This window comes from Sandaracinobacter neustonicus, assembly GCF_006385875.1.
GTDB classification, from domain to species: domain Bacteria; phylum Pseudomonadota; class Alphaproteobacteria; order Sphingomonadales; family Sphingomonadaceae; genus Sandaracinobacteroides; species Sandaracinobacteroides neustonicus.
Window position 1 is genome coordinate 411,698 of sequence record NZ_VFSU01000034.1, and the last position, 26,875, is coordinate 438,572.

Sequence of the window (26,875 nt, forward strand, 5' to 3'; positions counted from 1 at the left end):
ATGCTGCTGTTCGCCGGGCTGGGCAATCCCGGCCCGGCTTACGCCCTCAATCGCCACAATGTGGGGTTTATGGCCGTGGACATCATCCATGATGTCCACGGCTTTTCCCCGTGGAAGAGCCGCTTTCAGGGGCTGACAGCGGAGGGGCGGCTGGGCGGAGAGAAGGTCGTGCTGCTGAAGCCGATGACCTTCATGAACGAAAGCGGCCGATCCGTGGGCGAAGCGCTGCGCTTCTTCAAGCTGGAGTTGTCTGCCCTCACCGTGTTCCACGACGAGCTGGATCTGGATCCGTTCCGGGTGAAGGTGAAATCGGGCGGCGGCGCGGCGGGGCAGAATGGCATCCGCTCCATCATCACCCATGCCGGTGCGGAGTTCCGCCGCGTGCGCATCGGCATCGGCCACCCCGGCCACAAGGACAGGGTGACACCGCATGTGCTGGGCAATTTCGCGCACGCCGAGGAAGGGAAGCTGTCCGAGATGCTGGCGGATATCGCCGATCTGGCCCCGCTGCTGGCGGATGGCAATGACCCGCGCTTCATGAGCGACCTGGCGCTGCGCCAGCAATGAGCGACATACTTCGCCTTGCCACCGAAGCCGATGTGATCGCGCTCTCGGCGCTGATCGCCCGCTCCGCCCGCGAATTGCAGGCCGAATTCTATCCGCCCGAGGTGCTGGACGTCGCCGTGGGCACCGCCTTCGGGCTGGATCCGATGCTGCTGGCGGACGAGACTTATTACCTGATCGAGCGCGACGGCCAGCCTGTCGCATGTGGCGGCTGGAGCTTCCGCGCCAAAACCTATGGCGCGGCCGGGCATCTGGCCGACGCCACCGCCCGCATGCAGCCGGGCCGCGACGCCGCGCGCATCCGCGCCTTTTTCGTGGCACCGGATTACGCCCGGCAGGGGCTGGGCAGCCGCCTGCTGGCAGCCTGCGAAAAGGCCGCGCATGAGGCTGGCTTCACCGAAGCGGAAATGGTGGCGACACTGGCGGGTGAAAAGCTCTACAGCCGCCACGGATGGGCGGTGGACCGCGCCTATACCGAGATTCTTCCCGGCGGCACGGAGCTGCCGGTGATCCGCATGACAAAACGGCTGAGCAGCCGGCGAGGAGAGTGAAATGGGATTCCGCTGTGGCATCGTGGGCCTGCCGAACGTCGGCAAATCCACCCTGTTCAACGCGCTGACGGAAACGGCCGCCGCGCAGGCCGCCAACTACCCCTTCTGCACCATCGAGCCGAACGTGGGGAATGTGGGCGTGCCGGACCCGCGCATGCAGCAGATCGCCGACATCGCCGGATCGCAGAAGATCATCGAAACCCAGCTGGGTTTCGTAGATATCGCGGGCCTAGTGCGCGGCGCTTCAAAGGGCGAGGGCCTCGGCAACCAGTTCCTCGCCAACATCCGCGAAGTGGACGCCATCGTCCATGTGCTGCGCTGCTTCGAGGATGACGACATCACCCATGTGGAAGGCCGAATCGATCCGGTGGCAGACGCCGAGACGGTGGAAACCGAGCTGATGCTGGCCGACCTTGAAAGCCTTGAACGCCGCGTGCCGAACCTCGCCAAGAAAGGGCAGGGCGGGGACAAGGACGCCAAGGCCGCCGCGGTCGCGCTGCAAAAGGCGCTGGACCTGCTGCGCGAAGGCAAGCCGGCACGGTTGGCGGTGCCCGCCGATGCGGACGAGAAGCGGCATCTGGCGCAGGCGCAGTTGCTGACGGGCAAGCCGGTTCTGTACGTCTGCAACGTGGACGAAGGCTCCGCCGCGACCGGCAACGCCTTTTCCGCGCGCGTGGCAGACATGGCCAAAGCACAAGGCGCGGGCGCAGTGGTGATCTCCGCTGCGATCGAAGCCGAAATCGTCACCATGGCCCCGGAAGACCGACCGGAGTATCTGGAGGCGCTGGGGCTGGCTGAAACCGGCCTCGCCCGCATCATCCGTGCCGGATATGAGCTGCTGCACCTGCTGACCTTCTTCACCGCCGGCCCCAAGGAAACCCGCGCCTGGACCGTGGAAAAGGGCGCGACCGCCCCCAACGCGGCAGGCGTGATCCACACCGATTTCGAAAAAGGCTTCATCCGCGCGGAAACCATCGCCTTCGCCGATTTCGTGGCGCTGGGCGGCGAAGCCAAGGCGCGCGAGGCAGGCAAGCTGCGCGCCGAAGGCAAGACCTATGTGGTGCAGGACGGCGACGTGATGCACTTCCTGCATAGCAATTGACGACGGCTGGCGTGGCGGTTGAGGGGGCGCTGCCCCCTCAAACTCCCTCGGCAGGGGCGTGACGCCCCTGCACCCCCGGACTTTTTCTTAGCCCCTCCCCTGCAGGGGAGGGGTTGGGGTGGGGGCTATCCGCTGGGCGCGAGGTTGAACGTTGTTGACTGCGGCGCTTTTCGGCAGTGGTCCCGTCACCCATCCCCCGCTCAGGCTGAGCTTGTCGAAGCCCGATGTGGTGTGACCCCCGGGCCTGGCCGTTGCGCTTTCGCGTTGGGGGCTTCGACAAGCTCAGCCTGAGCGGGTTGGAGAGGGGGTTGGGGTAGCGGTTGTGGTTGTGGGGAGGTTGGTGGATCAGGCCAACCGGTGACACCCCCTCTCCATCTCTCCCCCTTGCAGGGGGAGAGCGCTCCGTAGCGCCGCAGGCAATCGAATCTGATCATTCACACGGCGTTGGAGTGGAACCACAACGCCAACTTTGAGGGTGCAGGGAAATCACTTCCCTGCCCGCCGGAGGCAAAAAAAGTGGCCGGGTTCCAAGGGCAGAGCCCTTGGCCTTCCTTCCTCTCTCCCTTCCACCACCCCCTTGTCCTTCCCCGCCAGTCGGGCGAGAAGCGCGGCCATGGGATCCGTTGAGCGTGCGATGGCGTTGAAGAGCGAGCTTGAGGCGTCGCTGTTGCGGCTGTCGATTCTGGCGACCTTGCTGATCGCGGCTTTGGGGGTGGCGTTCGGGCTGTTTTCCGGTTCGTTGGCGATATTGTTCGACGGCCTGTTTTCGCTGGTGGATGCCTTCATCACCTGGCTGATGCTGGTGGTGGCGCGGCTGGTGGCGCAGGAAAGCGACCAGAAATTTCAATATGGATACTGGCATCTGGAGCCGCTGGTGGTGGCGTTGAAGGCCAGCGTGCTGATGACTCTGGTGCTGTTCGGCTTTCTGGGGGCGTTGCAGAGCTTGCAGGCGGGCGGGCACACGCCCGATCTTGGCCCGGCGATCGGCTATGCGGTGGTGGTGGTGGTGATCTGCCTTGCCACATGGCTCTGGATGCGGCGGCAGAATGAGCGGCTGGATTCGGCGCTGATCGCGGTGGACATGAAGGCGTGGGCGGCGTCCGGCGTGATCACCTCGGCGCTGTTGATCGCCTTTCTGGCGGCGGCGGCGATGAAGGATACGCAGTTTGAACATCTGCGCCCCCTTGTCGATCCGGCGATTCTGGCGGTGCTGTCTCTGGCGATCCTGCCGGTGCCGTGGAAGGATGCGAAGCTGGCCTTCCGCGACATTTTCGGCATCGTGCCCAAGGCGCTGGATGGTCATGTGCATCAGGTGATGGATGAATTCATCCAGCGGCACGGTTTCAGCCGCTATGAATCCTATGTGACGCGCACCGGCCGGGCAAAGTTCATCGAGATTTCGGTGCTCGCCCCACCCGGCATGCCCGCGCAGACGCTGGAGCATTTCGACGAACTGCGCGCCGAGATCGGCGAGGCTATCGGCGAGGGCGGGCCGGACCGCTGGCTGACCATCGTTTTCACGACGGATCCGGCGGAGTTATAGCGCCAGCGCAGTGCTGGAATCAGAGTGTCAGCGTGCCGCTTCCGGGCAGATCGAGCGGCTGGTGGGTGGCGGCGATCACCAGCCCGCCCTGCGCCCGATGTGCGGCGATAGCGGCCAGCAGCCGCTGTTCGGACGCCGAATCGAGCGCGTTGGTGGGCTCGTCCAGCAACCACAGCCGCGCGCCGGATGCGATGGTGCGGGCAATCGCCACGCGCTGCCGCTGGCCGGAGGAGAGCTGGCCGCAGCGGAATTCCATGAGCGCGGTGACGGCCATCGCCTCTGCGGCGGCGGCCTGCGCCTCTGCCGTCGCGCCATCCAGCCCTGCCCAGAAGGCCAGTTCGCCCGCCACCCGCCGATCCGGTTTCAGCGCCTGTTCGCCCGCCAGCAGAGCGGTGGGGAACGGGTTGGACAGGCGGCCCGCATCGGGGGCCAGCAGGCCCGCCACGAGGCGGAGGAGGGAGGATTTTCCGACCCCGTTCGGCCCCGTGATGAGCAGCGCACCGCCCGGCTCCAGCCGGAACGACAGGGCTTCGAACAGCAGCCGCCCGCCGCGAATCAACGCAATCCCATCAGCTTCGAGGCAATCCGCGCTTGCCATCAGGGCCGCCCTTCCCTATGGCCCGTCGCTCGTCGGGGCGTAGCGCAGCCTGGTAGCGCATCAGACTGGGGGTCTGAGGGTCGCAGGTTCGAATCCTGTCGCTCCGACCATTTTCCAAAGGCGGCCGTGATTTGCGCGAAGCGCAAACTCACGGACTCGCCTTGGAAATGGCCGACAGGTTGGCGGCAAGCCGCAAAGCCCGTGTCTCGGCTTCCCCTCACAGCCCCACCCATGCCCCGTTTGAGCGGATCGCGGCTTCGATGAAGTGCATGCCGCGCACGCCGTCTGCGTAGGTTGGCGCGAGGCTGGGTTCGCCGCGGATGGTGCGGGCGGCGTCTGTGTAGAGGGCGGCGAACGCGTCTGTGAAACCGGCCTGCCATGCCTCGGGCGGCAAGGCGGGCAGCGGATCGGCGCTTTCGCCTACGCTCAGCAATTGCAGATCGTCGGGCGCGGCCAGCCGCCAGCGCAGGGTGGCTTTCGTGCCTGCGATCAGCAGCTCCAGCCCCTTGCCGCCGCCCGGCACCACCTGGCTCACCCACAGGCTGCCGCGCGCGCCGCCGGCAAAGCGCCACAACAGGGTCGCGTCGGTCGGCAGCGGCAGGTGAAAGCCGGACACTTCGGCGTTCAGCTCGCGCACCCGGTCGCCAGTCACGAACTCCGCCAGATGGATGCAATGCGTGCCCAGATCGCCCAGCGTGCCGCCCGGGCCGGAGCGCGCGGGGTCGGCCCGCCAGCCCTCCGCCGCGCCCGGCTTCAGCCGCCCATCCTGCGCCCAGCCGATCCGCACCAGTTGCAAATCGCCCAGCGCGCCTACCGCCAGCAGGTCGCGGGCGCGGCGCACAGCCGGATAGGCGGAATAATTATAGGTCACGACAAAGGGATTCGCGGGCGTCCAGCCCTCGATCTCCGCCAGCGTCCGCGCCAGCGGCTTGTCGCAGATCACCGCCACGCCCGCTGCATCGAAGGCGCGTGCCATCTCCATGTGCAGATGGTTCGGCGTGGCGATGGAAACGGCATCCAGCCCCGCCGTCAGCAGATCGCGCCAGTTCGCTGTCGTGGGGCAGCCCCAATCGGTGGCGGCGGCGACTTCGGGGCGGGAGGAGGGCGCGGCGGCCACCAGTTCGAACGCGCCCGTTTGCCGCGCCGCCTGCAAATGCACCGGCCCTACCTTCGCGCCGCCGCCGCCGCCCACCAGCCCCCAGCGCAGGCGGCTCATGCCAGCGATCCCGCGTGCATCTTCGCCAGCTCCACATAGCCCGCCGCACCGCGCCGGTTGCGCTCCACCTCCTCGTCAGTCAGCCGGCGGACGAATTTCGCCGGACGGCCCAGCCACAGTTCGCGTTCCTTGATCACTTTGCCGGGGCTCAGCAGCGCGCCCGCGCCCAGCATGCCGTCCGGTTCGATCACGCAGCCGTCCATCACGATTGCGCCCAGCCCCACGAAGCTGCGGTCCATCAGGGTGCAGCCGTGGATGATCGCCATATGCCCCACCAGAACATCCTCGCCGATGCTCGTCGCCGCCAGCTTGCGGGTGACATGGACGATGGAGCCATCCTGAATATTGGATCGCGCGCCGATGCGGATGGGCATCACATCGCCGCGCACCACCACATTATACCAGATGGAGGCCCCCGGCCCCAGTTCCACGTCCCCCACCACCTGCGCGCCGGGGGCGACCCATGCGGTGGGATCGATGCGTGGGGCTTGTCCGGCGAAGGGATGGATCGGCATCAGGCCTCTTTCAGATAAACGATGTGCGGGCGGATCGGGTTGCCTTCGGGCACCAGCGGATGTTCGAAATCCATCTCGGCCGCGCGGCGCATCCCCAGCCGCTGCATCACCGCTTCGGACGGTTTGTTGGTGATGGCTGTGTAGGCGAGGATGCGCGGCAGGGCCATCGGCCCGAAGCCATGCGCCAGCGCTGCCGCGCCTGCTTCGCTGGCATAGCCATGCCCCCACGCCTCGCGCCGGAGCCGCCAACCCACCTCCCACTGGCCGTAGATGGGCAGATGTTCATGCCCGATCTGGTTCAGCCCCGCGAAACCGAGGAACTGGCCGTCGCTCTTGCGTTCCAGCGCCCAGAAGCCCGCGCCGGTTTCGGCGATCTTGCTATTCACCCGCTCGATCACGGCATCGGCTTCGGCGCGGCTCAGCAGGGCAGGGAAATGGCGCATCACTTGCGCGTCAGCGTTCATCGCGGCCCATGGCTCGCGGTCTGAGTCGATGAAGGCGCGCAGGATCAGCCGCTCTGTCTCGATCATGCGCGGTCCTTTGCATGCACAAGGCTGGCGCGGGCGAAATGGCCTTCGGCCACATCGGGATAGTCGAAATCCCATTCCGGCAGATGCACCATGCCCAGCCGCCGCATCAGGCCCCAGCTGGGCTCGTTGCTGTGGGCGGTGATGGCGATCACGCGGGGGCTGAGCGACAGCCCCCAATCCAGCACGGCGGTCGCGGCTTCGCGGGCATAGCCCTGCCCCCAGCAATCCTGCCGGAACAGCCAGCCGATCTCGATATCGTCGGCGCGCGCATGCGGCAGTACTTCGGCGGCCAAGGTGATGGGTTTCAGCCCGCAATTGCCGATCACCGCGCCGTCCGCACGGCGCACCACCGCCTTGAAGGCATAGCCCAGTTCGCGGTCGAAGCGCTGCATCCGCTCCAGCCGCTCGGCGCTGTCGTCCAGCAGCTCCGCCTTGCCGAAATGGCGCATCAGCACCGGGTCGGTCGCATAGCTGGAAAGGGTCGGCAGGTCGGCGTCCGTCCACGGCCTCAGGATCAGCCGCTCCGTTTCCAGCACCCGCCCTTCACTCATGGGAACAGGGGCGCTGCTTCCAGCCCCATGGTTTCGGGCAGACCGAACATCAGGTTCATATTCTGGATCGCCTGCCCGGACGAGCCTTTCACCAGATTGTCAATGGCGGCGATCAGGATGGCGCGGCCCGGCACCCTGTCGGCAAAGACGTTCAGCACCATATGGTTCGATCCGCGCACCATGCGGGTGGCGGGCACCTGCCCTTCGGGCAGCAGATGGATGAAGGGTTCCTCTGCGTAACGCGCCTCGTAGCAGGCTCGCAGGTCCGCCAGCGTCTTGCCGTCCGCCAGTTCCACGATGATGGTTTCCAGCTCGCCCCGGTTCATCGGCAGCAGGTGCGGCGTGAAGCTGATGGCCACGGGCTTGCCGAACGCGCGCGACAGCTCCTGCTCCATTTCCGGCATGTGGCGGTGCGCGCCGACTGCATAAGGTGCGGCGGCTTCGGAAATTTCCACGAACAGATTCTGTTCCTTCAGGCCCCGGCCCGCGCCGGACACGCCCGTCAGCGCGTTGATCGTGATGTTCCTGTCGCGGATCAGCCCGGCTTCCGCCACCGGCAGCAGCGTCAGCAGCGCCGCCGTGGGGAAGCAGCCGGGGCAGGCCACCAGCCGGGCATCGGCCAGCCTTGGCCGCGCCATTTCCGTCAGGCCGTAAACGGCGCTTTCCAGCAGATGCGGCGCAGGGTGCGTCACGCCATACCATTCGCCATAGGTTTCCGTGTCGTTCAGGCGGAAATCAGCCGACAGGTCGATGATGCGGATGCGCTCGTCCAGCGTGCTCAGCAGTTCGGCCGACGCCGCGTGCGGCAGGCAGCCGAACACGGCGTCCACCTGCCCCCAGTCGATGGCGTCGGCGCGGACGAGGCGCGGCAGGCTGCGATAGGGCGCAAAATGCGGCCAGATATCGGCCATGGCCTGCCCGGCCTTCTGGTTCGCGGCCAGCGCCACGATCTCCATCGCCGGGTGGGTGATGGCAAGGCGCACCAGATCAGCGCCCGTGTAACCGGAGGCTCCGAGGACGGCGATGCGGATTTTGCTGCTCATGCCGCCTCCCTACTCGTCCTTCCAGAACGGCTTCAAGACCGGAAGCACCGAGGCGAAGCCGTCCGTCCATGCCGGAACCGCCTTGTCGTGGCGCAGGGGGAGCCATTCCTCGCTGTGGCCGGTGGCTTCGGTGAAGCGGGTCATGCTGGCTTCGTCCGCCGTCAGCGCGATCCAGATGGAGGGGTTGTAGCTGTAATCGGCGCGATCCTGCAGGCTGGGCATATACAGCCGCACGCGCGCGGCCATGCCCAGTTCTTTCGCGATTGCCGCCACCACCGGCTCCAGATCGAGGAAGCGGTTGGAGACATGCACCATCAGCACCCCGCCCGGCGACAGCGTGTGGCGATAGCTTTCGAACGCCTCCCGCGTGAGCAGGTGCAGCGGGATCGCATCTGAAGAGAAAGCGTCCACCGCCAGCAGGTCGAAGCGGGCGGCGGGTTCTTCCGCCAGCTTCAGCCGGGCATCCCCCACCACGATCCGCGCATGCGGCTGGCACTGGCTGACATAGCTGAAAATGCGCGGGTCCGTCGCCAGTTCCACCATCAGCGGGTCGATTTCGAAGAAGGTCCAGTCCTCGCCGGTTTCCGCATAACAGGCGAGGCTGCCGCTGCCCAGGCCGACCACGCCGATACGCGCGCCTTCGCCATACAACAGAGGGGCAGACTGCATGGCGAGGCCGATTCCGCTTGTGGGCGCGTAATAGGTGAGCGGCATGCGCGATTTCGCCGGTTCCAGCGATTGCGCGCCGTGCATGGTGGTGCCGTGCAGCAGGCGGCGCGTCTGTGTGCTCTGGCTGTTCTGCACGGTGTAGATGCCGAAGAAGCTGCGCTGCCGGGCGTGATCGATGGTGGAGATATCGATCTGCTGCCAGCCGCCCAGCGCCAGCATCAGGTTCAGCAAAATCCAGCTGAACATCAGCGGGCGGCCGATGGAGATCGCCGCGAGCAGCCCCATCAGGCCAATGGCGGCGATTTGCAGCGGCGGCGTATCCACCGCCATGAAGGCGATGCCCAGCCACCAGCCCAGCGCCAGCACCAGCGGTGGCGTCAGGATGCGCAGCAGCCGCCCCAGCCGGTTGCCGCGCCACAGATTGCCGATCCGGCGCGTGAGCGGCTTCGCGGGCACCAGCAGCGCGGCGGCCAGCAGCAGGATCGGATGTTCATACACCCAATCGAAAATTCTGGGCGCGATCAGCGCCGGGAACAGCCCGCCCAGCACACCGCCCACCGACATCCACAGATAGAATTCCGTCAGCCGGTCCGCCGCGGGCCGGTCATTCGCCAGCGTGCCGTGCAGCGCAATCGCCACCACCAGCAACAGCAGGATGGAGGCAAGGCCATAAACCGAAGCCGATTGCGACACGGTCAGCAGCCCGGCCCCGCCGAATACCAGTAGCGCGATGGGCGCGATCCACACCGCGATCCGCGTGGCGAGCGGCCCGGCCGAGGAAAACACGAGGATGAAGCTGATCAGATAGGCCGCCAGCGGCAGCACCCACAGCAGCGGCATCGCCATGATATCGGTGGTGATGTGCGTAGTGGTGGAAAGCATCAGCCCCGACGGCACCGCCGCCAGCAGCACCCAGTGCAGCCGACGTTTCCATGTGACGGGGCGTCGGCCCTCAGCCGTGGCGCTGTCTGCCGCAGTCGCGGGCGGGCGCACGCCTGACTTCAGGATGGCGAACGCGCCCAGCGCCACCAGCGCCATCAGCGCGAGATAGCCGATGGTCCAGAACATCTGCTGGAAGGGCAGGGCGGTGAACGGCTCCAGCAGGAACGGATAGGCCAGCAGCCCCAGCAGCGATCCGGCGTTGGAGGCTGCATAGAGGAAGAAGGGGCTGGCGGCCGCCGGATCCGGCGAGCGGGCGAACCAGGCCTGCATCAGCGGGGCCTGCGCAGAGACGGCGAGGAACAGCGGCCCGATGGAGAGCGCCAGCAGTTGCAGCAGCCACAGCGCGGCGGCGTCACCGGTGTCCGCCCCGCCCAGCGCGCGGATGCCGATCGGCAGCCACAGCGCGGCGACGGCGAACAGTGCCAGATGGATGGCGGCCTGCGCCTTGAACGGCAGCCGCTGCAAGGCGTGGGCATAGGCATAGCCCAGCAGCAGCACCGCCTGATAGAAGAGCATTGCCGTGTTCCACACGCTGGGCGAACCGCCCAGCACCGGCAGCACGAGGCGGGCGAACAGCGGCTGGATCAGGAACAGCAGGAAGCTGCCGACGAACACAATCGCAATGAACAGGGAGCGCAGCGGGAAATCCGCGCGCGTGCCGGGGGCCGTGGCGATCGCCATTCAGAACAAACTCCCCTGTGACGCCCCCCATCCCTCATGGGCGAGCAGCCACGCCTTTTGTTGCAGCCCGCCCGCATAGCCGGTGAGGCTTCCATCCGCCCCGATAACACGGTGGCAGGGAACGACAATGGCCAAAGGATTGCGGCCGTTCGCGGTGCCCACCGCGCGGGCATTTGGGCCTGCCCCGGAGGCCGCGCCGCCCAGTGCGCGGGCGATATCGCCATAGGTGCGCGTTTCGCCGGGCGGGATGCGGCGCAGTTCCGCCCAGACGGCGCGTTCGAACTTGCTGCCCACCTGCCCGGTTTGTAGCGATTCGAGCGCGCGCAATTCCCCGCCGAAGTATCGGCCGAAGGCGTCGGCCAGATGTGGCGGCAGTGGCGCTTCACCTTCTGTCAGCGGGCCGATGCCGTATCGCGCAAGGCTGGTTTCCACCCGGCGCGGGTCGTGGCGGAATTCGGCGGCCCACAGCGTGCCGCGCACATCATGCACCAGCGCCATCGGCCCCGCCGGGGTGTCCAGCACCGACAGCGCGAATGTCATGGTCAGGCGGGCACGCCGAACAGGTCGAACTCGTCGGCGTCCTCGATCAGCACGGGGATGATGTCTCCGGGCTTCGCATTCGGCGCGTCGCGCAGCAGCACGCGGCCGTCGATCTCCGGCGCGTCGGCCGTGCTGCGGCCGGTCGCGCCTTCGCCGTCGGCCTCGTCGATGATCACCGCCAGCGTGCGGCCCACCTTGGCCTCCAGCTTCCGCGCGGAGATTTCGGCGGCCTTCGCCATGAAGCGGTCCCGCCGCTCCTCGCGCACCTCCAGCGGCACGGCCCCGGGCAGATCATTGGCGACCGCGCCCTCTACCGGCTCATAGGCGAAGCAGCCCACCCGATCGAGTTGCGCTTCATCCAGCCAATCCAGCAGATATTGGAAATCCGCCTCCGTCTCTCCGGGGAAACCGGCGATGAAGGTGGAGCGGATGGCGATATCGGGCACCGCCTGCCGCCAGTTGCGGATGCGTTCCAGCACCAGCCCCTCATTCCCCGGCCGCCGCATCGCCTTCAGCACGCGCGGCGAGGCATGTTGGAAGGGAATGTCCAGATAGGGCAGGATCAGCCCGTCGGCCATCAGTGGGATCAGTTCATCGACGCTGGCATAGGGATAGATATAGTGCATCCGCACCCACGCCCCGAGCGAGCCGAGGTCACGCGCCAGATCGGTGATGTGGGCGCGCTGTTCCGCTTTCCCGTAACGCGCATGGCGCAGATCGCGGCCATAGGCCGAGGTGTCCTGCGAGATGACCAGCAGTTCCTTCGTCCCCGCCGCCACCAGCTTCTCCGCCTCGCGCAGGATCGCGTCCGGGCGGCGTGACACCAGATCGCCGCGGATGGAGGGAATGATGCAGAAGCTGCACCGATGGTTGCAGCCTTCGGAAATCTTCAGATAGCTGTAGTGCTTCGGCGTCAGCTTCAGCCCTGCATCCGGGATCAGATCGATGAAGGGCTGCGGCGGCATCGGCGCGGCTTCCTTCACTGCGCCCACCACCTGCTCATATTGCTGCGGCCCCGTCACCGCCAGCACCTGCGGGAACCGTTCGCGGATCGTCTCCGCCTCGTTCACCATGCAGCCCGTCACCACCACCCGGCCGTTTTCGGCCATCGCCTCGCCGATGGCTTCAAGGCTTTCGGCCTTGGCGCTGTCGAGGAAACCGCAAGTGTTCACGATCACCACATCGGCCCCGGCATAATCGCCGGACAGCTGATAGCCTTCCGACCTCAGCGACGTGAGAATCCGCTCGCTGTCCACCAGCGCCTTCGGGCAGCCGAGCGAGACCATGCCGACCTTTTTCGGCGGCAGCAGGACGGTGGGGTCGCTCAACGGGAGCCTGCGCCCATCAGCGCCAGCACTTCCTTGCGGCTGCGCTCATCCTCGCGGAACACGCCCATCATGCGGCTGGTCGTCATGGTGGCGCCCGTCGTCATCACCCCGCGCGCAGACATGCAGGCGTGGCTCGCCTCCACCACCACGGCGACGCCGCGCGGGTTCAGCACCTCCTGAATGGCGTCGGCGATTTCCGCCGTCAGCCGTTCCTGCACCTGCAACCGCCGGGCAAAGCCCAGCGCCACGCGGGCCAGCTTGGAAAGCCCTACCACCCGGTCCGTCGGCAGATAGGCGATGTGCACCTTGCCGATGATCGGGGCCATATGATGTTCGCAGTGGGAGTGGAACGGGATGTCGCGCAGCAACACGATCTCGTCATAGCCGCCGACTTCGCGGAAGGTGCGCAGCAGATGCTCGCGCGGGTCTTCGCCATAGCCGCGGAAATATTCCTTGTAGGCGCGCGCCACTCGGCCCGGCGTATCCAGCAGCCCTTCGCGCGTGGGATCGTCCCCGGCCCATGTGATCAGCGTGCGCACGGCGTCCAGCACGGTGTCGGGAATCGCAGCGTCCCGGTCCGCCACGGGCGGGTCATCCTGTTGCATCTGGTAATCGGCCATCATCATCCCCGGGGAAAGTTTCCCCGCCATGTAGGAAGCCGAAGGGCTTCAGGCAATCCGCCGGGCGCGGGCGTGACAACGGGCGCGCGGCCACCTAGGCTGCGAGGAGAGAGCAAATGCTGCTGTTGTTCATGCGTAACGGGGTGGGCAGGGATACCAATGGACGCTGCGAAGGGGATTGGGGAAGGCCGCGTGCCAGAGGCTGATTTCCTGTTCGTCAGCTATTCCCATGCCGATGCCAAGGCGGCGGCCACCGTTGTTCAGACATTGCAGAGCGCCGGTTTCACCGTGTGGTGGGACGCGCTGATTCCCGGCGGAGACAGGTTCGGCGCAACCACGAACGATGCGCTGGAGCGGGCGAAGGCCGTGGTGGTGCTGTGGTCCAAAGCGTCGGTCGGTTCGCACTGGGTGCATGATGAAGCCACCTTCGCGCGGGACAAACGGCGGCTGGTGCCGCTCTCCATCGACGGCAGCGAGCCGCCGCTGGGGTTCCGGCAGTTCCAATATATCGACGTGTCCAAGGATGGGATGAAGCCGGGCAGCCCGGCGATGCAGCGGGCGATCGAATCGCTGGGCCTGCTGATGGAGCGGGGCGCGCCGGATGCCGCCCCCGCCGCCGCCCCGCGCTTCAATCGCCGCGCCCTGATCGGCGCGGGGGCCGTGGTGCTGGCCGCTGCCGCCGGTTTCGGCGCGTGGAAGCTGGCCCGTCCGGGTGCGGCCGCCAGCAACAGCATCGCCGTGCTGCCGTTCGACAATCTGGGCAGCGATGGCGGGCAGGGCTATTTTTCGGACGGGCTGGCGGCGGAATTGCGCAGCCAGCTGTCGCGCAACCCGTTGCTGAAGGTGATGGGGCAGACATCCTCCAACGAGTTTCGCGGCGACAAGGATGATGCCCGCGCCATCGCCGGCAAGCTGGGGGTGAACTGGCTGCTGGACGGCAATGTGCGGATTTCCGATGGGGTGGTGCGTGTCGCCATCGAGCTGATCGACGGGGAAACGGGCTTCACCAAATGGTCTGACAGCTTCGACCGGCCGCTGGCCAACATCTTTCAGGTGCAGCAGGAAATCGCCCAGGCCGTGGACCGGATTCTGGCGGTTGAAATGGGCGCGGGCGACGAAACGAAGCTGGCGCGCAGCGGCACCACCGGCAGCGTCGCCGCCTTCGACGCCTTCCTGCGCGGCCGCGACATGTTCGAATCGCAGCGCGACGAAGCCAGCGACCGCGGCGCGCTGGCCCGTTTCGAGGAAGCGATCCGGCTGGACCCGGATTATGCCGGTGCCCGCGCCGCGCGGGCGCGCACGCTGGCGGTGATCGCCAACCAATATGCGCAGGCGGATGAGCGGCAGCGCCTCTATGGGCAGGCCGTGGAGGAGGCGCGCACCGCCATCCGCATCGCCCCGGAACTGGCGGATGGCCATGTCGCGTTGGGCTATGCGCTATTCTATGGGCAGCTGAACGCGAAGGCGGCCGAAGAACATTATGCCCGCGCGGCGCAGTTCGGGCAGGGCAGCCCGGATGTGCTGAGCCGCTATGCGCTGTATCGGGCGCGGCGACGGCAGTTCGACGATGCCGATGCGGCCATCGATCGCGCCGCCACGCTGGACCCGCTGAACCCCAGCGTGTTCAAGGCGCAGGGCCTGATCCGCTATGCGCGCGGCGATTGGGAAGGGGCGATCGAGTCCGCCAGCCACGCGCTGGAGATCAATCCGCAGCGATCCTCCCTGCATGGCGATATCGGCAACGCGCTGGTGCAGCTGAACCGGCTGGACGAAGCCGAAGCGGCCTTCGCGAAAGAGAAGAACGGCCTGCTGGCGCTGCCGGGGCGGGCCATCGTGGCGGCGCGGCGCGGCGACATGGCGGCCTCCAACGCGGCGCTGGCGCAACTGCTGCGCGACCATGGCGACAATGGCTTTTACCAGCAGGCGCAGGTGCTGGCGCAGCAGGGCCGCAAGGCCGATGCGCTGGACGCGCTGGAAAAGGCCCATGCGGCGGGCGATTCCGGGTTGGTGACGCTGGACGTGGACCCCTATCTTGCCCCGTTGCGCGGCGATCCGCGCTTTGGCAAGCTGCTGGCAACCATTGGCTTCACATGAGGGGAAAAGGGGATGACGATGCAGAAATTGATGCTTGGAACTGCGCTGCTGCTGGCGGCTGGCCTGACCGCCTGCCAGAAGCCGACGGCGGAACCCGCACCCGCCGTTGAAACAACCACCGAAACGACGATGCCCGCGCCCGAAGCCGTCGCCCCCGATGCCGCGGTTTCAGCCCCGGCCGAAACCGTTCCGCCCGTCGGCGAACCGGCGACGGACCATGGCAATACCGATCACGGCAACACGGATCACTGACGCGCAGGCGAAGGCGGTTGGGTGGAGGCCTTGAGCTGCGCATCCACCCACACCACCTTGCCTGCCTGCAATTCCTGCTGCGCCCGGCCGATCCACGCGGCATATTTCGCGACATCCGTGTAGACGGAGGCGTAATTGCCAAAGCCGCAGCCGTAGGACCATGAGGCGACACCCACCAGCATATCCTGCCCGCGCAGCGTGCGGATCAGCGGCCCGCCGCTGTCGCCCCGGCAGCTGAACACGTTCGCCAGCGTGTGCCCCCGCGCATCGGTGGGGGGCACCGCGCACAGCATCTTCTCCCCCAGCGGCTTGCCCATGCGGCCCCGGCAGCTCTGCAGATCCAGCGCCTGCATGGTGCCCGCCTGCAAGCGCCCGGGGTTGCGCTGCACCTCGCCCGCCGCGTTAAACAAGGGTGCTGCATCAGGCGCCACCACCTCCCGATAGCCCCAGCCATAGGCGGTGACGGCTGTGCGCGGGGTGAGCGGCGGCGTCATGTCCCGCCCGGCGAGCAGCGGGATGGGGGTGGCACCGCTGTCCCATGTATCGCGGTCGGGCTTCAGCCGCAGCAGGGCGATATCGTTCGGGGTCTGGCGGTTGACGTAACCGGCGTGCACCACCATCGCATCGATGGCGTAAGTCGCCCCGCCACGCCCCAGATCCTGCGTGCCCAGCCGCACCCGCCGCGTCGTCAGCACCTTCACGGCATCCTTGCCCGCGAACCCATCCTTCGCGACGCAATGCGCGGCCGTCAGCACAAGGTTGGGCGCGATCAGCGTGCCGCCGCAACGGTGCGCCAGTTCCTCGGGGTTGCGCTCGCGCAGATGTTCCTTGTCTGCGCCGGTTTTCCTGTCATCCGCCTTCAGATCCACCTCGGTGTAGGGCACGGTCGAATAAAATTGCGCCATCCACGGCGAGGCGAATTCCGGCGCGTCGATGCCGCCGCCGATGGCGACGGGCCTTTTGTCCGCCAGGCTGCGCTGCTGCACCGCCACCGAGATGCCGTCGCCTTCTTGCACGCCCCGCGTGGCGATATCCTCCGGGATCGGCTTGTCTGAGGAAAGCGTCACCAACAGCAACCGGCCGGGGTTGTTAAGGTCCGGGCTGCCCGCAGACGCCGCCCAGCCACCCGGCTGCAACGGAGAACCCCCTTGCAGCGGCACGCGCATCACCTTGTTATCGGCATCCACCAGCAACAGCGCGACATATTGCGGCGCTCCGCTGCGATTGCCGACAGCGAAGTTGAACCCGGCGTTTGGGTATTTCAGTTCGGCCGGTGGCCGCGCATCCGACGGATCGCCCTTCACATCGCATTCGGGCGGCAGCGGACCATCCCCCGCCGGGGCAAAGCAGGTGATACTGCGCTGCGTGCCCGGCGGCCCGGCCCGCGCGACCAGCGCATTCACCAGCGCAATCTGCTGCAACGCCGCGCGCAAAGGCTGGGCATAATCCCCCAGCTCCAGATTTCCCAATTCGATGGTGCGGGGAACACGCATCGGGGACAGTTCGCCCTCATCGCTCAGCTGCCAGGCCGATTCCGGCTCCCACAGGTTCACCAGTTGCAAGGTCAGCGGAAAATTGCGCTTGGTGCGCAGCGCATAGAGCGCAGGCTCGCCGATGCGGACGCCCGGCACAGACAAGGCGACGCCGCGAACGGCATCCGCGGCCTCGCCCGGCTCCACCTCCAGCCGGATGGGCACGTCCGCCGTCCAATCGGCAGGGGCAAGCGCATCGGCGACGGGCCGCTTCAACAGGCCGGGATCGGCAGGCACGGCACTGAAATCCTGCCCGGCGATCACAGGCGTTCCGGCCAGTAAAATGCCAGCCAGAAGCCCGGCACAACGCCAGCCGCGATGCAAGACGAATCCCATCGCGGACATGGTAGCATTGCAAACACTACACACAACAAGCCTGCTTCTGCACGATACCAGAGACATTGCGATTGAGGAGACTGGCGCGCCAAAGCGAACGAAGATGAGAACCGGGTCGTCCGCACGCGGAACGACTGACTTCGTCCGTTGCCTCCAAATAACCGTCATTCGCTGTTTCGTGTGGCCGATGGATCACGTCTTGCAAAATCGAGCGTCCACACTCGAGCATCGCCGGGCGAATGCTGGCGGAGGCCGGCTGGTGGATCGGGCAGTCTGGTCGTTGGGGTATGAACGGCAACCGAAATCGGCTTAACTCGGCTGCCAACTGTTCGGACATGCCGGAGCACTTCGGTTAACGGGGGGGTATTGGGTGACAAATCGGGGGGAGATCATTCAGGGGTTGCCCCGTCTGGCTGCGGCTGGTCGGGAGATGCTTCTGACCAGAGGCTGGCTGTCAACTGCAACGCCGGACTTCCAGCAAGCCTTGCTGGAAGCTGCGATCTTCCGCGCCGCCTCCCCCGGTGCAGAGTTCATGCACGCCGGAGACGAACGCGGCGGGCTGGTCGCCATTGCGCTGGGCACGGCGGAACTGGCGTTCCGTCAGGGCCATCCCGACACCCGCGCAGTGCATTTGTGCCATGCCGGCTTCTGGGCAGGCTACAAGACCCTGCTTGGCATACCCCGTTTCATCTCGCTGAAAGCCCGGACAGACGTGCTCTGGGCCCTTGTTCCCCAACATGCCGCCGAACGGCTGCTCGCCGAAAATCCCATCTGGTGGCGAAACATCGCCTTGATGGCCGATGATCTGGCCAACATCGGTTACATGGCCACCGCGGACCTGACCCTGCAGGACAGCGAGGCCCGCGCCGTGGCGGTGATGCTGCGGCTGGCGGGCTGCCGCCACATGGACCCGCCGGATATTTCCGTGCTGGAACTCAGGATGAGCCAGAATGACCTCGCCGCGATGGCGACCATGTCACGCAACACCTTCAACGGCATCATCAGCCGTCTGGTGGAGGAGGGGTATATCGCGCTGGGCTATCGCTGCATCCGCCTCCTGCGCCCGGACATTCTGCGGGCCATCGCCAGCCAGGACGAATGAGCCCCTTGAAGAACCGCCTCGTTCAAGGCGCAGGCTTCGACGGATCGCGGATATCTTTCACGCAGCGGAAGCCGATATGGCTGGTGGAGCTGTCGATCGTCTGGGCGTGCCGCGCCGCCGGGCGATAGCGGCGGCAATAGCTGAGGGCGCACAGGTGCGAACCGCCCTTCAGCACGCGGCGGGGAATGCGGATTTGCGGCGTCGCCGGATCGTGGCTGTCTTCCTCCGCTGCGCCGCGCGGGTTTTCCGGCGCGCAGCAGGAGCGGCCCGGAACCGAATGGGCGTTGGCATACCAGTCGGCCGTCCATTCCCAGACATTGCCGATCATGTCTGACAGGCCGAAGCCGTTGGGCGGGAAACTACCCACCGGCGAGGTGCGCAGATAGCCGTCGGCACCGCTGTTGCCGTGCGGAAATTCTCCCTGCCAGACATTGGCCAGATACCGCCCTTCCGGCTCCAGCACATCGCCCCATGCGAATTCATGGCCGGAATTGCCACCCCAGCCGGCATATTCCCATTCCGCCTCGGTCGGCAGCCGCTTTCCGGCCCAGGCGGCATAGGCTTCGGCGTCGGCGGCCGCCACCTGCACCACGGGATGATCCTCCAGCCCGGCGATGCTGCTGTCCGGGCCGGTGGGATGCCGCCAGTCCGCGCCCGGCACCCAGCGCCACCACTGGCTCCAGTTGTCCAGCCGCACCGGCCCTTCGGTGGGGGTGAACACCAGGCTGGCCGCCACCAGCATCTCCGGCAAGGCATCGGGATAATCCTGCGCGTCCGGCGCGATTTCAGCCAGCGTCACATGGCCGGTCGCCGCGACGAAGGCCGCGAACTGGCGGTTGGTGACTGGCGCGCGATCGATCAGGAAGCCGGCGACGGAGGCTTCATGCGCGGACGCTTCCTCGCGGTAATGCCGGTCAGAGCCCATGCGGAAGCGGCCCCCGGGAAGCCAGACCATGCCATCGGGCACATTTTCCCGTGCTCGTCCGTTTTCCATTGCCGCATCCCCCATATAGCCACCCGCCCTCAGTAAACCCACTGGATGCGCGCCAGCAGCGTGTCTGTCTGGCCGGTCTGGCCGAAGCGGTCGAGCCACACATGGCCCCAATGCAGGCCCGCCTTCCAACGCTGTGTGGCCCACCAGTTCATGCCAAGGTCGGTCCGGCGGAAGCGCCCGCCATCCACCAGCTCGTCGCGCAGATCGACGTCGGAATAGCGCAGCACCAGTTCCGGCGCGCCCCAGCGGCTGTGCGGCACCACCCGCCGGGCATAGCCGACATTGCGGTCATAGGGGCGATGGTCTCCGGTCAGGATCCAGTTGCCGGTGATATACCAGCCGGTGAAGCGCGGATTGCCCAGCGTCGGCGAATCCACCCATGCCGTCACATGTTCGCCCTGCACGCTGACCGGGCCCAACGCCAGCATGGCCTCCAGCCCCATTTACAGCGAGCTGTCGGCAGCGAAACTGCTCGTATCGACGAAATTATCGGTGACATTGCTGCCGGGGCGACCGCGAAAGCGCATCTCGCCATTGGACGCCACATGGCGGGCTGCTGCGCCAAAGTGGAAATAGCGCGAATCGTTCACCGGATCGGCCCAGACCAGCGCCGTCACCCGCGCCGAGGCATCCCATCCCCGGCGGCTGGCCGCGCCGATATCCCAGGCGTCGTTGTACAGCCCCAGCGAGAGGGTGCCGCGTTTCGCCGGCCCCCACACATGCGTCAGCCGCACCCCGGTGTTGCGCGAGACGAAGAACGGCGACAGCACGCGTTCGGCAGCCGGCAGGTTGGCGGCGTCGCCGACCATTTCATAGACGAAGGTTTCCTTCGTCTTTCCCACCGTGAGCTTGGTGCGCGATCCAAGCACGAAGGTCAGCGACAGGTCCGTCAACTGCCAAGTGGTATCCGGATCGCCATCGAAACCCTGATATTCCCCGCTCAGCTGATAGCTGAACGGCAGCGCGCCGCCCGCAGCTCCCACTGGTTCGCCTGCCGCCCGAGCTGGTCGACGCTGGCGCTGTCCTGCCAGAAGATGCTGTGGTCGCCCAGAATCACCAGACTGATGCGGAACGGGTCCGGCCGGCCCGGCGTGGCCGGAGCCACCGGCACGGGATCCGGCACGGCATAGTCGCCGGCGTCCGCCAGCAGCGAGCGTTCGCCCTGCGCGGTGCCGATCGGCTCTGCCAGCGATTCGGTCGCCTGCGCCCGCGCGGCTCCTGCCGGAAACAGCAGCGCCAGCGCCAGCGCGGGGCCCGGCAGGCAGCGCTGAAAACGATCCCGCACCGTCATCCGATCAGCAGCGGCAGGGTGGAAAGCAGCAACCCCAGAAACAGCAGTGGCGATATGACCCCCAGCCAGATGTGCCGGCTGCTCCCGGCGGCTTCGCGTGTCCAGCGCATGTCGTCTCCTTCCGTTTGCAGTCGCCCCTTTGTCATGGCGTCCTGCTAGCCGAGCCGGGCGGGGCGGATTGCGCGGTTTCGGGCAAAGGCGAATATCGCGCCGGAATGTCCCAAAATGGTCAATGGCGATTGCTGCAGGCGGATAGGAAGCCGCTTCGGACGCGGGAGGGGCCGCGCCATCCGGGGAGGTGCGACATGAAAAGGACGATCCTGCCGGCGGCCACGATGCGCGCCATTTCCGCACCAGCCATTGCAGTTGCGCTGGCGCAGCAGGGCTGCCGGCTCGTCACGCCGCCGACGTCCTGACCGCGATGAGCCCGATGGTCCTCCTGAAGCTGGCGCTGGTCGGCAGCATTGTCCTCATTGTCCTGTCGATCGGGATGGGCGCGCGCTGGGGGGCCGTCGTCGGCTTCCTGCGGCACCCCGGCATGGCGCTGAAGGCGATGGCGTCGATGTTCCTCGTGATGCCGCTGCTGGCGCTGGGGCTGGCGCTCGCGTTGCCGCTGGCCCCCGCGACGCTGGTGACATTGCTTGCAATGTCGGTTTCGCCCATGCCGCCGGTTTATCCGGGGAAGGCCGGCAAGCTGGGCGGTGGGCAGGACTATGTGCTCAGCCTGTTCGTACTCGCCTCTGGCGTGACTTTGCTGGCGGCACCGCTGATGCTGGCGCTGGACGAGCATTTGCTGTCGATCGGTCTGCCGTTCGATCCGGCTGCCGTGCTGAAAACGCTGGCGATCACGATCCTGATGCCGCTGCTGCTGGGCCTGTTGCTGGCGGAAAAGGCCCCGGCGCTTGCCGACCGGCTGTCGAAACCGGTGGCGCTCGCCGGGAAGCTGTTGCTGCTGGTCGCTGTGCTGGTGCTGCTGATCGTCGCCTGGCCGGCGATGCGGACTGCGGTCGGCGATTTCACACTGGTGGCGATTGGGGCGATGGCGACAGGCGGCACGCTCGCCGGGCACCTGCTGGGCGGCCCAAAGCCGGGCAATCGCGCCGCACTCGCCACGGCGACGGCGCTGCGTCACCCGGGGATCGCGCTGCCGCTGGCGCTCGCCGCCGATCCGGCGGATTCGCAGCGGATCGCGGGAACGGTGCTGCTCTATCTGCTCACCGCCGCGCTGGTGACGACGCTCTATGGACGGATCGTGAAGGCCGGACAAACCGCGCCGTCGGCGTGATTTTCACCGTCGCTCATTCCCGAGGTCCGCGCATCTGCGCTTCCGCCCGGGCTTCGCGCTTCTCGTTGTAGCTTTCGATATCCTTGACCAGAAACCAGTTCAGCAGCGTGCGGATGGTGGCGATGGCGGCGAGCTGGCCGATGGAGTTCCACGATGGCGCAATCGCCGAGCGGATGATGTCGGCGGCAAGCGCGAATTCCAGCGCCAGCACGATCCACAGCGCGAAGCGGAACCATGTCTCGCGCCGACGGTCGAGATCGGGGGCCTTGCCGATTGCGCCCAGCGTGTTGGCGACGGCTTCCAGCGCCGCATAGGCCAGCAACAGCACCACCATGGCTTCGATCGCCAGCGCGATGATCGCGGCGAACTCCTGAAAATACTCTTCGATCACGTTTTGCTCCCCGTGCTGCTGTCCTCGCCTCTGGCGATTACCGCGATTCACCGCGCCCAATTGCCTGAAACTGGTCTGTCCGCGGGCGGCCGCACAGGCATGGAAGCATTTTCCCGACGGAAGGCAAATCGATGAGTTTTGACGATATGGACAATGGCACCCGCATGGCCTCCATGCGCACAACCGCCGCCTTCCAGCGCACGCGGATGGCATCCGACCGCACATTGATGGCGTCTCTGCGCACCTCGCTGTCGATGATCGGCTTCGGCTTCACCATCTTCAGCTTCTTTCGCACGCTGGCCAAGGACGATCTGCTGGGCAATCAGGTGCCAAACCATGCCCCCGCCCTGTTCGGGCTGGCGCTGGTGATGCTGGGCGTGACGACGCTCTCCATCGCGCTGGTGGCGGATTTCCGTTACAACGCCAGCCTGCGTCGGCAGCGCCAGACCTTTCTGGAAGCCGGACTGCTGCGGGCGGACGATGATTTCCCCCGGTCATGGGCGTGGGTGATCGCCTTCCTGCTGCTGCTGGTCGGGCTGATGGCGATGCTGTCCATCCTCTTCGGCTTCGGCTCGTAGAGACCGTTTGAGAATTGGTCGGTTGAGGGCCTGCGCGGAAATGACCCGCAGGACCGACGCGGACAATTCTCAAACGGTCTCTTAAACGCAAAAGGGCCGGGCAGCTTTCCCTGCCCGGCCCGATTGTCTGGCTTCGGCCCTGAACTCAGACGGCGCCGGAGGCCGCTTCTGACATCTTCGCCAGCACACCTTCCAGATTGAAGCTGGCGGATTTCTGGCTGGGCGGGAATTCCTTGAAGGATTCCAGGAATTCGGCCACCCCGGCCTGCGCTGGCACCAGCAGATAGATGCGGCGGAAGTGCCAGTCATAATAGGTGTTCGAGGTGACGTCCGCGAATTCATACGGGTCGGTGCGGAGGTTGTAGATTTTCGGCGCGCGCAGCAATGTGAAGGGCTCCAGCCACAGCCCCAGCGTGCCCTGGCTGCGCTGCTCCATGAACACGACCTTCCAATTGTCGTAGCGCAGCGCGACGATGTCGCAATCGTCGCTGAAGTAAACGAAGCCCTTGCGCGGGCTTTCCGCCACTTCGCCGGTGAAGAAGGGCAGCATGTTGAAGCCGTCCAGATGCACCTTGTACTTGATGCCGTTCAGCGTTTCGCCCTTCAGCAGCCGCTCCTTCACCGTGGTGTCGCCACCGATGGCGGCGATGGTGGGGAACCAGTCGAGGTGGGCGACGAGCTGGTTGCAGACGCTGCCGGGCTTGATCTTGCCGGGCCAGCGCACCATTGCCGGCACACGATAAGCACCTTCCCAGTTGGTGTTCTTTTCCGAACGGAAGGGCGTGGTGCCGGCATCGGGCCAGGTGTTGCAGTGCGGGCCGTTGTCGGTGGAGTAAAAGACGAAGGTGTCCTCGGCGAGGCCCAGTTCGTCCAGCAAGTCCAGCAACTGGCCGACATGCTTGTCGTGATCGATCATCACGTCATGATATTCGGATTGCCAGCGCCCGGCCTGACCCTTGCTTTCGGGCTTGGCGTGCGTCCATGCGTGCATGTGGGTGGTGTTGAACCAGACGAAGAAGGGCTCGTCGTCTGTGTGCGCCGATTTGATGAACTTCTTGGCGCCTTCCAGAAACTCCTCGTCCACCGTTTCCATCCGCTTCTTCGTCAGCGGGCCGGTGTTTTCGATCGTCTGCCCGCCCTTGCCGTCGGCGTAGCAGTGCATCACCCCGCGCGGGCCGAACTTCTTCCGGAATTCGGGGTCTTTCGGATAATCCTCATGCTCCGGCTCTTCCTCGGCGTTCAGGTGATAGAGGTTGCCGAAGAATTCGTCGAAGCCGTGCATGGTGGGCAGATGCTCGTCGCGGTCGCCCAAGTGGTTCTTGCCGAACTGGCCCGTGCGATAGCCCTGATTCTTCATCGCCCGTGCGATGGTGGGGTTCACCGCCTGCATCCCCTCGGCAGCGCCGGGAAGGCCCACCTTGGTCAGGCCGGTGCGCAGGCCGCACTGGCCCATGATGAAGGATGCGCGGCCCGCCGTGCAGGATTGTTCCGCGTAATAGTCGGTAAACAGCATGCCTTCCTTGGCAATGCGGTCGATGTTGGGCGTGTGATAGCCCATCATGCCGTGCGTGTAGCAGCTGAGGTTCGATTGCCCGATATCGTCTCCCCAGATCACAAGAACATTTGGTTTCTTAGCCATGATATGTCTGCCTCCAGATTCCGGTGGCGAGACGGCTATCAGTGGCGACAAGAGCCAGCGGCCCAGTTTTGGGCAGTTGCGCCTTGAAGCGGGCCGAACGATGCAGCCATCGTCAAATCGTCATGAAGACGACGTCACCTGCAATTTCAAAGACGCAAATCAGCGCCGGCGCTTTGATCGATCGGATCGAAGCGCCGCATGTTTTCAGAAGGCGGTTTCATTTGGGCCATGCGACCATATCAAGGGATGATCTGCTGCCGGTTTGTTTGACAGGGGATCGTTCAGGCCCGGTGCTGTTGTTCCATGGAGGGCATGCGTTCGTAGAGAAGCCGGATCGCATCCGGTCTGGCGAGATCATGCCCCGGGTTCATGACCGCGGCTGCCCCTCCGGCAAGTCCGAAACGGAACGCCTCCGCGATGTCCCACCCTTGAGACATCGCAAACACCATGGCGGCAAGGAAACTGTCGCCCGCGCCGACGGCGCTTCGCGTTTCGACGGGAAGCGCCGGCAGGTGCAGCTGCCGGTCGCCGGTTGCAAGCAGCGCGCCTTCATGGCCCATGGACACCGCCACATAGCGGGCCTTCCCCTTTTCCACGATGTCCATCGCGGCCCGGGTGATGGCGGCAAGATCGGGGAGATCCTGTCCGCTATACTGCCGCAACTCGCCGACGCTGGGCTTGACCAGAAGCAGACCGCCCCGATCCAGACCGCCCCGCAGCCCCGCGCCGGAACTGTCAAGGATGACCGGAATACCGCGCCCGCGCATCAGATCGATCACGCGCCCATAGAAATCATCCGGAACGCCGGGCGGCAGGGAGCCGCTGACAACCATATAATCGCACTGCGCCGACGCCAGCTGATCCAGGCACTGCTGCCATTCCCCGGGCAGAATCGTGGGACCGGCCGGCACGAAGCGATACTCCTTGCCGCTGTCCCGCTCCAGCACGGCGGATGCGACACGGGTATGCCCCTCGATCGGAATCCGGCTGCGGACAAGCTTATGGAGATCGAGCAGGCCATCGAGCGCATGTCCGGTCGCGCCACCCGAAAGATAATAGTTTCGCGCACTTCCTCCCAGCCGGACGAACACGCGCGCGACGTTAATCCCGCCCCCGCCCGGCTCGTAATATTCCGCCGATGTCCGCATCTTGCGGGTGTGGAAGACATGATCGACCTCGTAGGCGACATCGATCGTCGGGTTCAGGGTCAGCGTGGCGATGCTCATCATATCTGAAGGACGCTTCCGGATGTTTCCGTGCCTATCGGCAATTATCGACCACCATACAATGTCGCAGGTTCCGCGGGCAGACTTCGCGGGCCAGCCCCGTCGGAAGACTGGCGGGTTCCGGAACAGCAGCTTCCGGGCGGCGCACCGGACTCACCGACGCTCCCGGGCCTTCCGCCTCGGTCCGGTTCGAATGCTTCGTATCCCATCATCGCAACCGCGACCGGCTGCGCCAGCTGCAGCCTTTCAATTACCCACAAATGTTGCGGCTGACGTTAGCACCGATTTTGATGTCCATCAGGCGAGACCATCCTCTCCAGATGACGATGTTGCCAGGCGGCGGATCATGGGCTCGCGCAAGATAGCCTCCGAGCCGGGCGATTTGGGTTAGATAGTCGGAAAGGGTTCTGCCTGGCGGTTCATTCCTTCGGGAAGCTGCGAGGTGGTCGATCAGGGTAATTTCGACATCGGTCAGGATCAGCCGAGGCGATGCGTCAGGAGCAGCGCGATTGATCATGGTCATCCAAAACAGGCGCCATGACAGAATGCAGAATATGGCGATCAGATTGGCGAGGCGTTCGGCGGTCCGCAGCCGCGCATCTTCGGCTCGGCAGCCAGATTTGAGTATCTTGTGGAAGAGTTCGATCTTCCAACGCTGAGCATACCAGTCGAGCTTTTCGATGGCTTCGTCAGGCGTCGTTACCGGCAGATCGGTGATGAGCCGCCAGTCGATTGGGGGGCGCCCTTCAGGCGTTCCACTCTCACGGGCATGCAAGATGGTCAGGCTGAGTGAAGGATAGCGCTTTTGCTTTCCGATCGGCGGCAAAACTTGGATGCGCCTATAGCGCAGTGCGATGTCGGCATGATCGTCTTTGCCAATGGTGATCCGATGCGTGCCTTGCACGGTGGTTTCGCTCATTTCGTCGGCGATCGTATGGCCACCGTCGCCAGCCAGACGATCGACACAGGTGCGGACCAAGAAATGCGTGCCGAGCGCCTGTGTTTCGCAGAAGAACTCGTAAATGTCGTTCTCTCGATCGCCAATGTGAACCAGTCGCTCCGGATCGCCTAGCAGGGTGGTCGATTGACGCATATTCTCGAGCCAGCGGTAGCTCTCCTTCTCCGCGATCTGCACGCGCGTGGGATTGATCCGCCGCTTCAA

28 protein-coding genes and 1 tRNA gene are annotated in these 26,875 nt (G+C 65.8%); 10 read left to right on the forward strand and 19 right to left on the reverse strand.

What is annotated here, in order from left to right; genetic code table 11:
• The 4 genes from pth (at position 1) to FJQ54_RS17210 (ending at position 3,760) form a co-directional block, all read left to right on the forward strand.
• Positions 1-567 carry an aminoacyl-tRNA hydrolase gene (gene pth / locus FJQ54_RS17195; protein WP_140929629.1) on the forward strand — a complete coding sequence of 189 codons (567 nt, stop codon included), beginning with the start codon at positions 1-3 and terminating at the stop codon, positions 565-567.
• Positions 564-1,115: a GNAT family N-acetyltransferase gene (locus tag FJQ54_RS17200; protein WP_140929630.1), complete on the forward strand. Its 552-nt coding sequence runs from the start codon at positions 564-566 to the stop codon at positions 1,113-1,115. The genes pth and FJQ54_RS17200 overlap by 4 nt, the downstream gene beginning before the upstream one ends.
• Before the next feature lies 1 nt (position 1,116).
• Positions 1,117-2,217, forward strand: a complete 1,101-nt coding sequence (ychF, locus tag FJQ54_RS17205; protein ID WP_140929631.1) for a redox-regulated ATPase YchF — start codon at positions 1,117-1,119, stop codon at positions 2,215-2,217.
• Between the two features lie 613 nt (positions 2,218-2,830).
• Complete coding sequence (locus tag FJQ54_RS17210) at positions 2,831-3,760, forward strand: cation diffusion facilitator family transporter (RefSeq protein WP_140929632.1); 930 nt, start codon at positions 2,831-2,833, stop codon at positions 3,758-3,760.
• Between the two features lie 19 nt (positions 3,761-3,779).
• Here the strand turns inward: FJQ54_RS17210 and ccmA are convergent, their stop codons facing one another.
• Entirely contained in the window at positions 3,780-4,358 is a 579-nt protein-coding gene (gene ccmA, locus FJQ54_RS17215; RefSeq protein ID WP_140929633.1) for a heme ABC exporter ATP-binding protein CcmA, read from the reverse strand.
• Between the two features lie 33 nt (positions 4,359-4,391).
• Here ccmA and FJQ54_RS17220 point away from each other — a divergent pair.
• Positions 4,392-4,468: transfer RNA gene (locus FJQ54_RS17220), tRNA-Pro, on the forward strand.
• 107 nt (positions 4,469-4,575) lie between these two features.
• Here FJQ54_RS17220 and FJQ54_RS17225 read toward each other — a convergent pair.
• Genes FJQ54_RS17225 through folE form a run of 9 tightly spaced genes read right to left on the reverse strand, consistent with a single transcriptional unit; the run spans position 4,576 to position 12,978 of the window.
• On the reverse strand, positions 4,576-5,574 hold the full coding sequence (locus FJQ54_RS17225) for a Gfo/Idh/MocA family protein (RefSeq protein ID WP_140929634.1): 999 nt from the start codon (positions 5,572-5,574) through the stop codon (positions 4,576-4,578).
• Entirely contained in the window at positions 5,571-6,089 is a 519-nt protein-coding gene (locus FJQ54_RS17230; protein ID WP_140929635.1) for a gamma carbonic anhydrase family protein, read from the reverse strand. The genes FJQ54_RS17225 and FJQ54_RS17230 overlap by 4 nt, the downstream gene beginning before the upstream one ends.
• Positions 6,089-6,619, reverse strand: coding sequence for a GNAT family N-acetyltransferase (locus tag FJQ54_RS17235; protein WP_140929636.1), 531 nt, complete (start codon positions 6,617-6,619; stop codon positions 6,089-6,091). The genes FJQ54_RS17230 and FJQ54_RS17235 overlap by 1 nt, the downstream gene beginning before the upstream one ends.
• Entirely contained in the window at positions 6,616-7,170 is a 555-nt protein-coding gene (locus FJQ54_RS17240) for a GNAT family N-acetyltransferase (RefSeq protein ID WP_140929637.1), read from the reverse strand. The genes FJQ54_RS17235 and FJQ54_RS17240 overlap by 4 nt, the downstream gene beginning before the upstream one ends.
• Positions 7,167-8,213 (reverse strand): N-acetyl-gamma-glutamyl-phosphate reductase, encoded by a 1,047-nt coding sequence (gene argC, locus FJQ54_RS17245; RefSeq protein ID WP_140929638.1) that lies wholly within the window; start codon positions 8,211-8,213, stop codon positions 7,167-7,169. Before argC ends, FJQ54_RS17240 begins: the two co-directional genes overlap by 4 nt.
• A gap of 9 nt (positions 8,214-8,222) precedes the next feature.
• Positions 8,223-10,505 carry a fused MFS/spermidine synthase gene (locus tag FJQ54_RS17250; protein WP_140929639.1) on the reverse strand — a complete coding sequence of 761 codons (2,283 nt, stop codon included), beginning with the start codon at positions 10,503-10,505 and terminating at the stop codon, positions 8,223-8,225.
• Positions 10,506-11,045 (reverse strand): methylated-DNA--[protein]-cysteine S-methyltransferase, encoded by a 540-nt coding sequence (locus tag FJQ54_RS18035; RefSeq protein WP_140929640.1) that lies wholly within the window; start codon positions 11,043-11,045, stop codon positions 10,506-10,508. It abuts the gene before it with no gap.
• 2 nt (positions 11,046-11,047) lie between these two features.
• Positions 11,048-12,331: a 30S ribosomal protein S12 methylthiotransferase RimO gene (gene rimO / locus FJQ54_RS17260; RefSeq protein WP_140929686.1), complete on the reverse strand. Its 1,284-nt coding sequence runs from the start codon at positions 12,329-12,331 to the stop codon at positions 11,048-11,050.
• 38 nt (positions 12,332-12,369) lie between these two features.
• On the reverse strand, positions 12,370-12,978 hold the full coding sequence (gene folE, locus FJQ54_RS17265) for a GTP cyclohydrolase I FolE (protein ID WP_235890528.1): 609 nt from the start codon (positions 12,976-12,978) through the stop codon (positions 12,370-12,372).
• 174 nt (positions 12,979-13,152) lie between these two features.
• Between folE and FJQ54_RS17270 the strand changes: the two genes are divergently transcribed.
• Complete coding sequence (locus FJQ54_RS17270) at positions 13,153-15,087, forward strand: TIR domain-containing protein (RefSeq protein ID WP_140929641.1); 1,935 nt, start codon at positions 13,153-13,155, stop codon at positions 15,085-15,087.
• Positions 15,088-15,105: 18 nt separating this feature from the next.
• Positions 15,106-15,339: a hypothetical protein gene (locus FJQ54_RS17275; RefSeq protein ID WP_140929642.1), complete on the forward strand. Its 234-nt coding sequence runs from the start codon at positions 15,106-15,108 to the stop codon at positions 15,337-15,339.
• Here the strand turns inward: FJQ54_RS17275 and FJQ54_RS17280 are convergent.
• On the reverse strand, positions 15,333-17,207 hold the full coding sequence (locus FJQ54_RS17280; protein ID WP_181160209.1) for a serine protease: 1,875 nt from the start codon (positions 17,205-17,207) through the stop codon (positions 15,333-15,335). The genes FJQ54_RS17275 and FJQ54_RS17280 overlap by 7 nt on opposite strands.
• 430 nt (positions 17,208-17,637) lie before the next feature.
• On the opposite strand from FJQ54_RS17280, the gene FJQ54_RS17285 reads away from it, so the two are divergent.
• Positions 17,638-18,309, forward strand: coding sequence for a Crp/Fnr family transcriptional regulator (locus FJQ54_RS17285; protein ID WP_140929644.1), 672 nt, complete (start codon positions 17,638-17,640; stop codon positions 18,307-18,309).
• Positions 18,310-18,331: 22 nt separating this feature from the next.
• Here the strand turns inward: FJQ54_RS17285 and FJQ54_RS17290 are convergent, their stop codons facing one another.
• From FJQ54_RS17290 to FJQ54_RS17305, 4 genes are all read right to left on the reverse strand, one after another.
• The gene (locus FJQ54_RS17290; protein ID WP_140929688.1) at positions 18,332-19,264 is read right to left on the reverse strand and encodes a formylglycine-generating enzyme family protein; all 933 of its coding nucleotides are present in this window, start codon (positions 19,262-19,264) and stop codon (positions 18,332-18,334) included.
• A 68-nt stretch (positions 19,265-19,332) separates the two neighbouring features.
• A complete protein-coding gene (locus FJQ54_RS17295) occupies positions 19,333-19,731 on the reverse strand; it encodes a porin (protein ID WP_181160210.1) in 399 nt (132 codons plus the stop codon).
• Between the two features lie 15 nt (positions 19,732-19,746).
• Complete coding sequence (locus FJQ54_RS17300; protein ID WP_140929646.1) at positions 19,747-20,286, reverse strand: hypothetical protein; 540 nt, start codon at positions 20,284-20,286, stop codon at positions 19,747-19,749.
• Positions 20,244-20,594 (reverse strand): hypothetical protein, encoded by a 351-nt coding sequence (locus FJQ54_RS17305; RefSeq protein WP_181160211.1) that lies wholly within the window; start codon positions 20,592-20,594, stop codon positions 20,244-20,246. Before FJQ54_RS17305 ends, FJQ54_RS17300 begins: the two co-directional genes overlap by 43 nt.
• 421 nt (positions 20,595-21,015) lie before the next feature.
• Here FJQ54_RS17305 and FJQ54_RS17310 point away from each other — a divergent pair, with 421 nt between their 5' ends.
• Entirely contained in the window at positions 21,016-21,879 is an 864-nt protein-coding gene (locus tag FJQ54_RS17310) for a hypothetical protein (protein WP_140929648.1), read from the forward strand.
• Between the two features lie 13 nt (positions 21,880-21,892).
• Here FJQ54_RS17310 and FJQ54_RS17315 read toward each other — a convergent pair whose 3' ends face one another.
• The gene (locus FJQ54_RS17315; protein ID WP_235890518.1) at positions 21,893-22,270 is read right to left on the reverse strand and encodes a DUF1622 domain-containing protein; all 378 of its coding nucleotides are present in this window, start codon (positions 22,268-22,270) and stop codon (positions 21,893-21,895) included.
• Between the two features lie 131 nt (positions 22,271-22,401).
• Here FJQ54_RS17315 and FJQ54_RS17320 point away from each other — a divergent pair, with 131 nt between their 5' ends.
• Complete coding sequence (locus tag FJQ54_RS17320; protein ID WP_207790451.1) at positions 22,402-22,848, forward strand: YidH family protein; 447 nt, start codon at positions 22,402-22,404, stop codon at positions 22,846-22,848.
• A 145-nt stretch (positions 22,849-22,993) separates the two neighbouring features.
• On the opposite strand, the gene FJQ54_RS17325 is transcribed toward FJQ54_RS17320, so the two are convergent.
• The 3 genes from FJQ54_RS17325 to FJQ54_RS17335 form a co-directional block, all read right to left on the reverse strand.
• The gene (locus FJQ54_RS17325) at positions 22,994-24,487 is read right to left on the reverse strand and encodes an arylsulfatase (protein WP_181160212.1); all 1,494 of its coding nucleotides are present in this window, start codon (positions 24,485-24,487) and stop codon (positions 22,994-22,996) included.
• A 281-nt stretch (positions 24,488-24,768) separates the two neighbouring features.
• Positions 24,769-25,716 carry a 1-phosphofructokinase family hexose kinase gene (locus FJQ54_RS17330; RefSeq protein ID WP_140929649.1) on the reverse strand — a complete coding sequence of 316 codons (948 nt, stop codon included), beginning with the start codon at positions 25,714-25,716 and terminating at the stop codon, positions 24,769-24,771.
• A gap of 247 nt (positions 25,717-25,963) precedes the next feature.
• Positions 25,964-26,875: IS4 family transposase (locus tag FJQ54_RS17335; RefSeq protein ID WP_181160213.1), on the reverse strand; the 912-nt coding region annotated here is incomplete at its 5' end.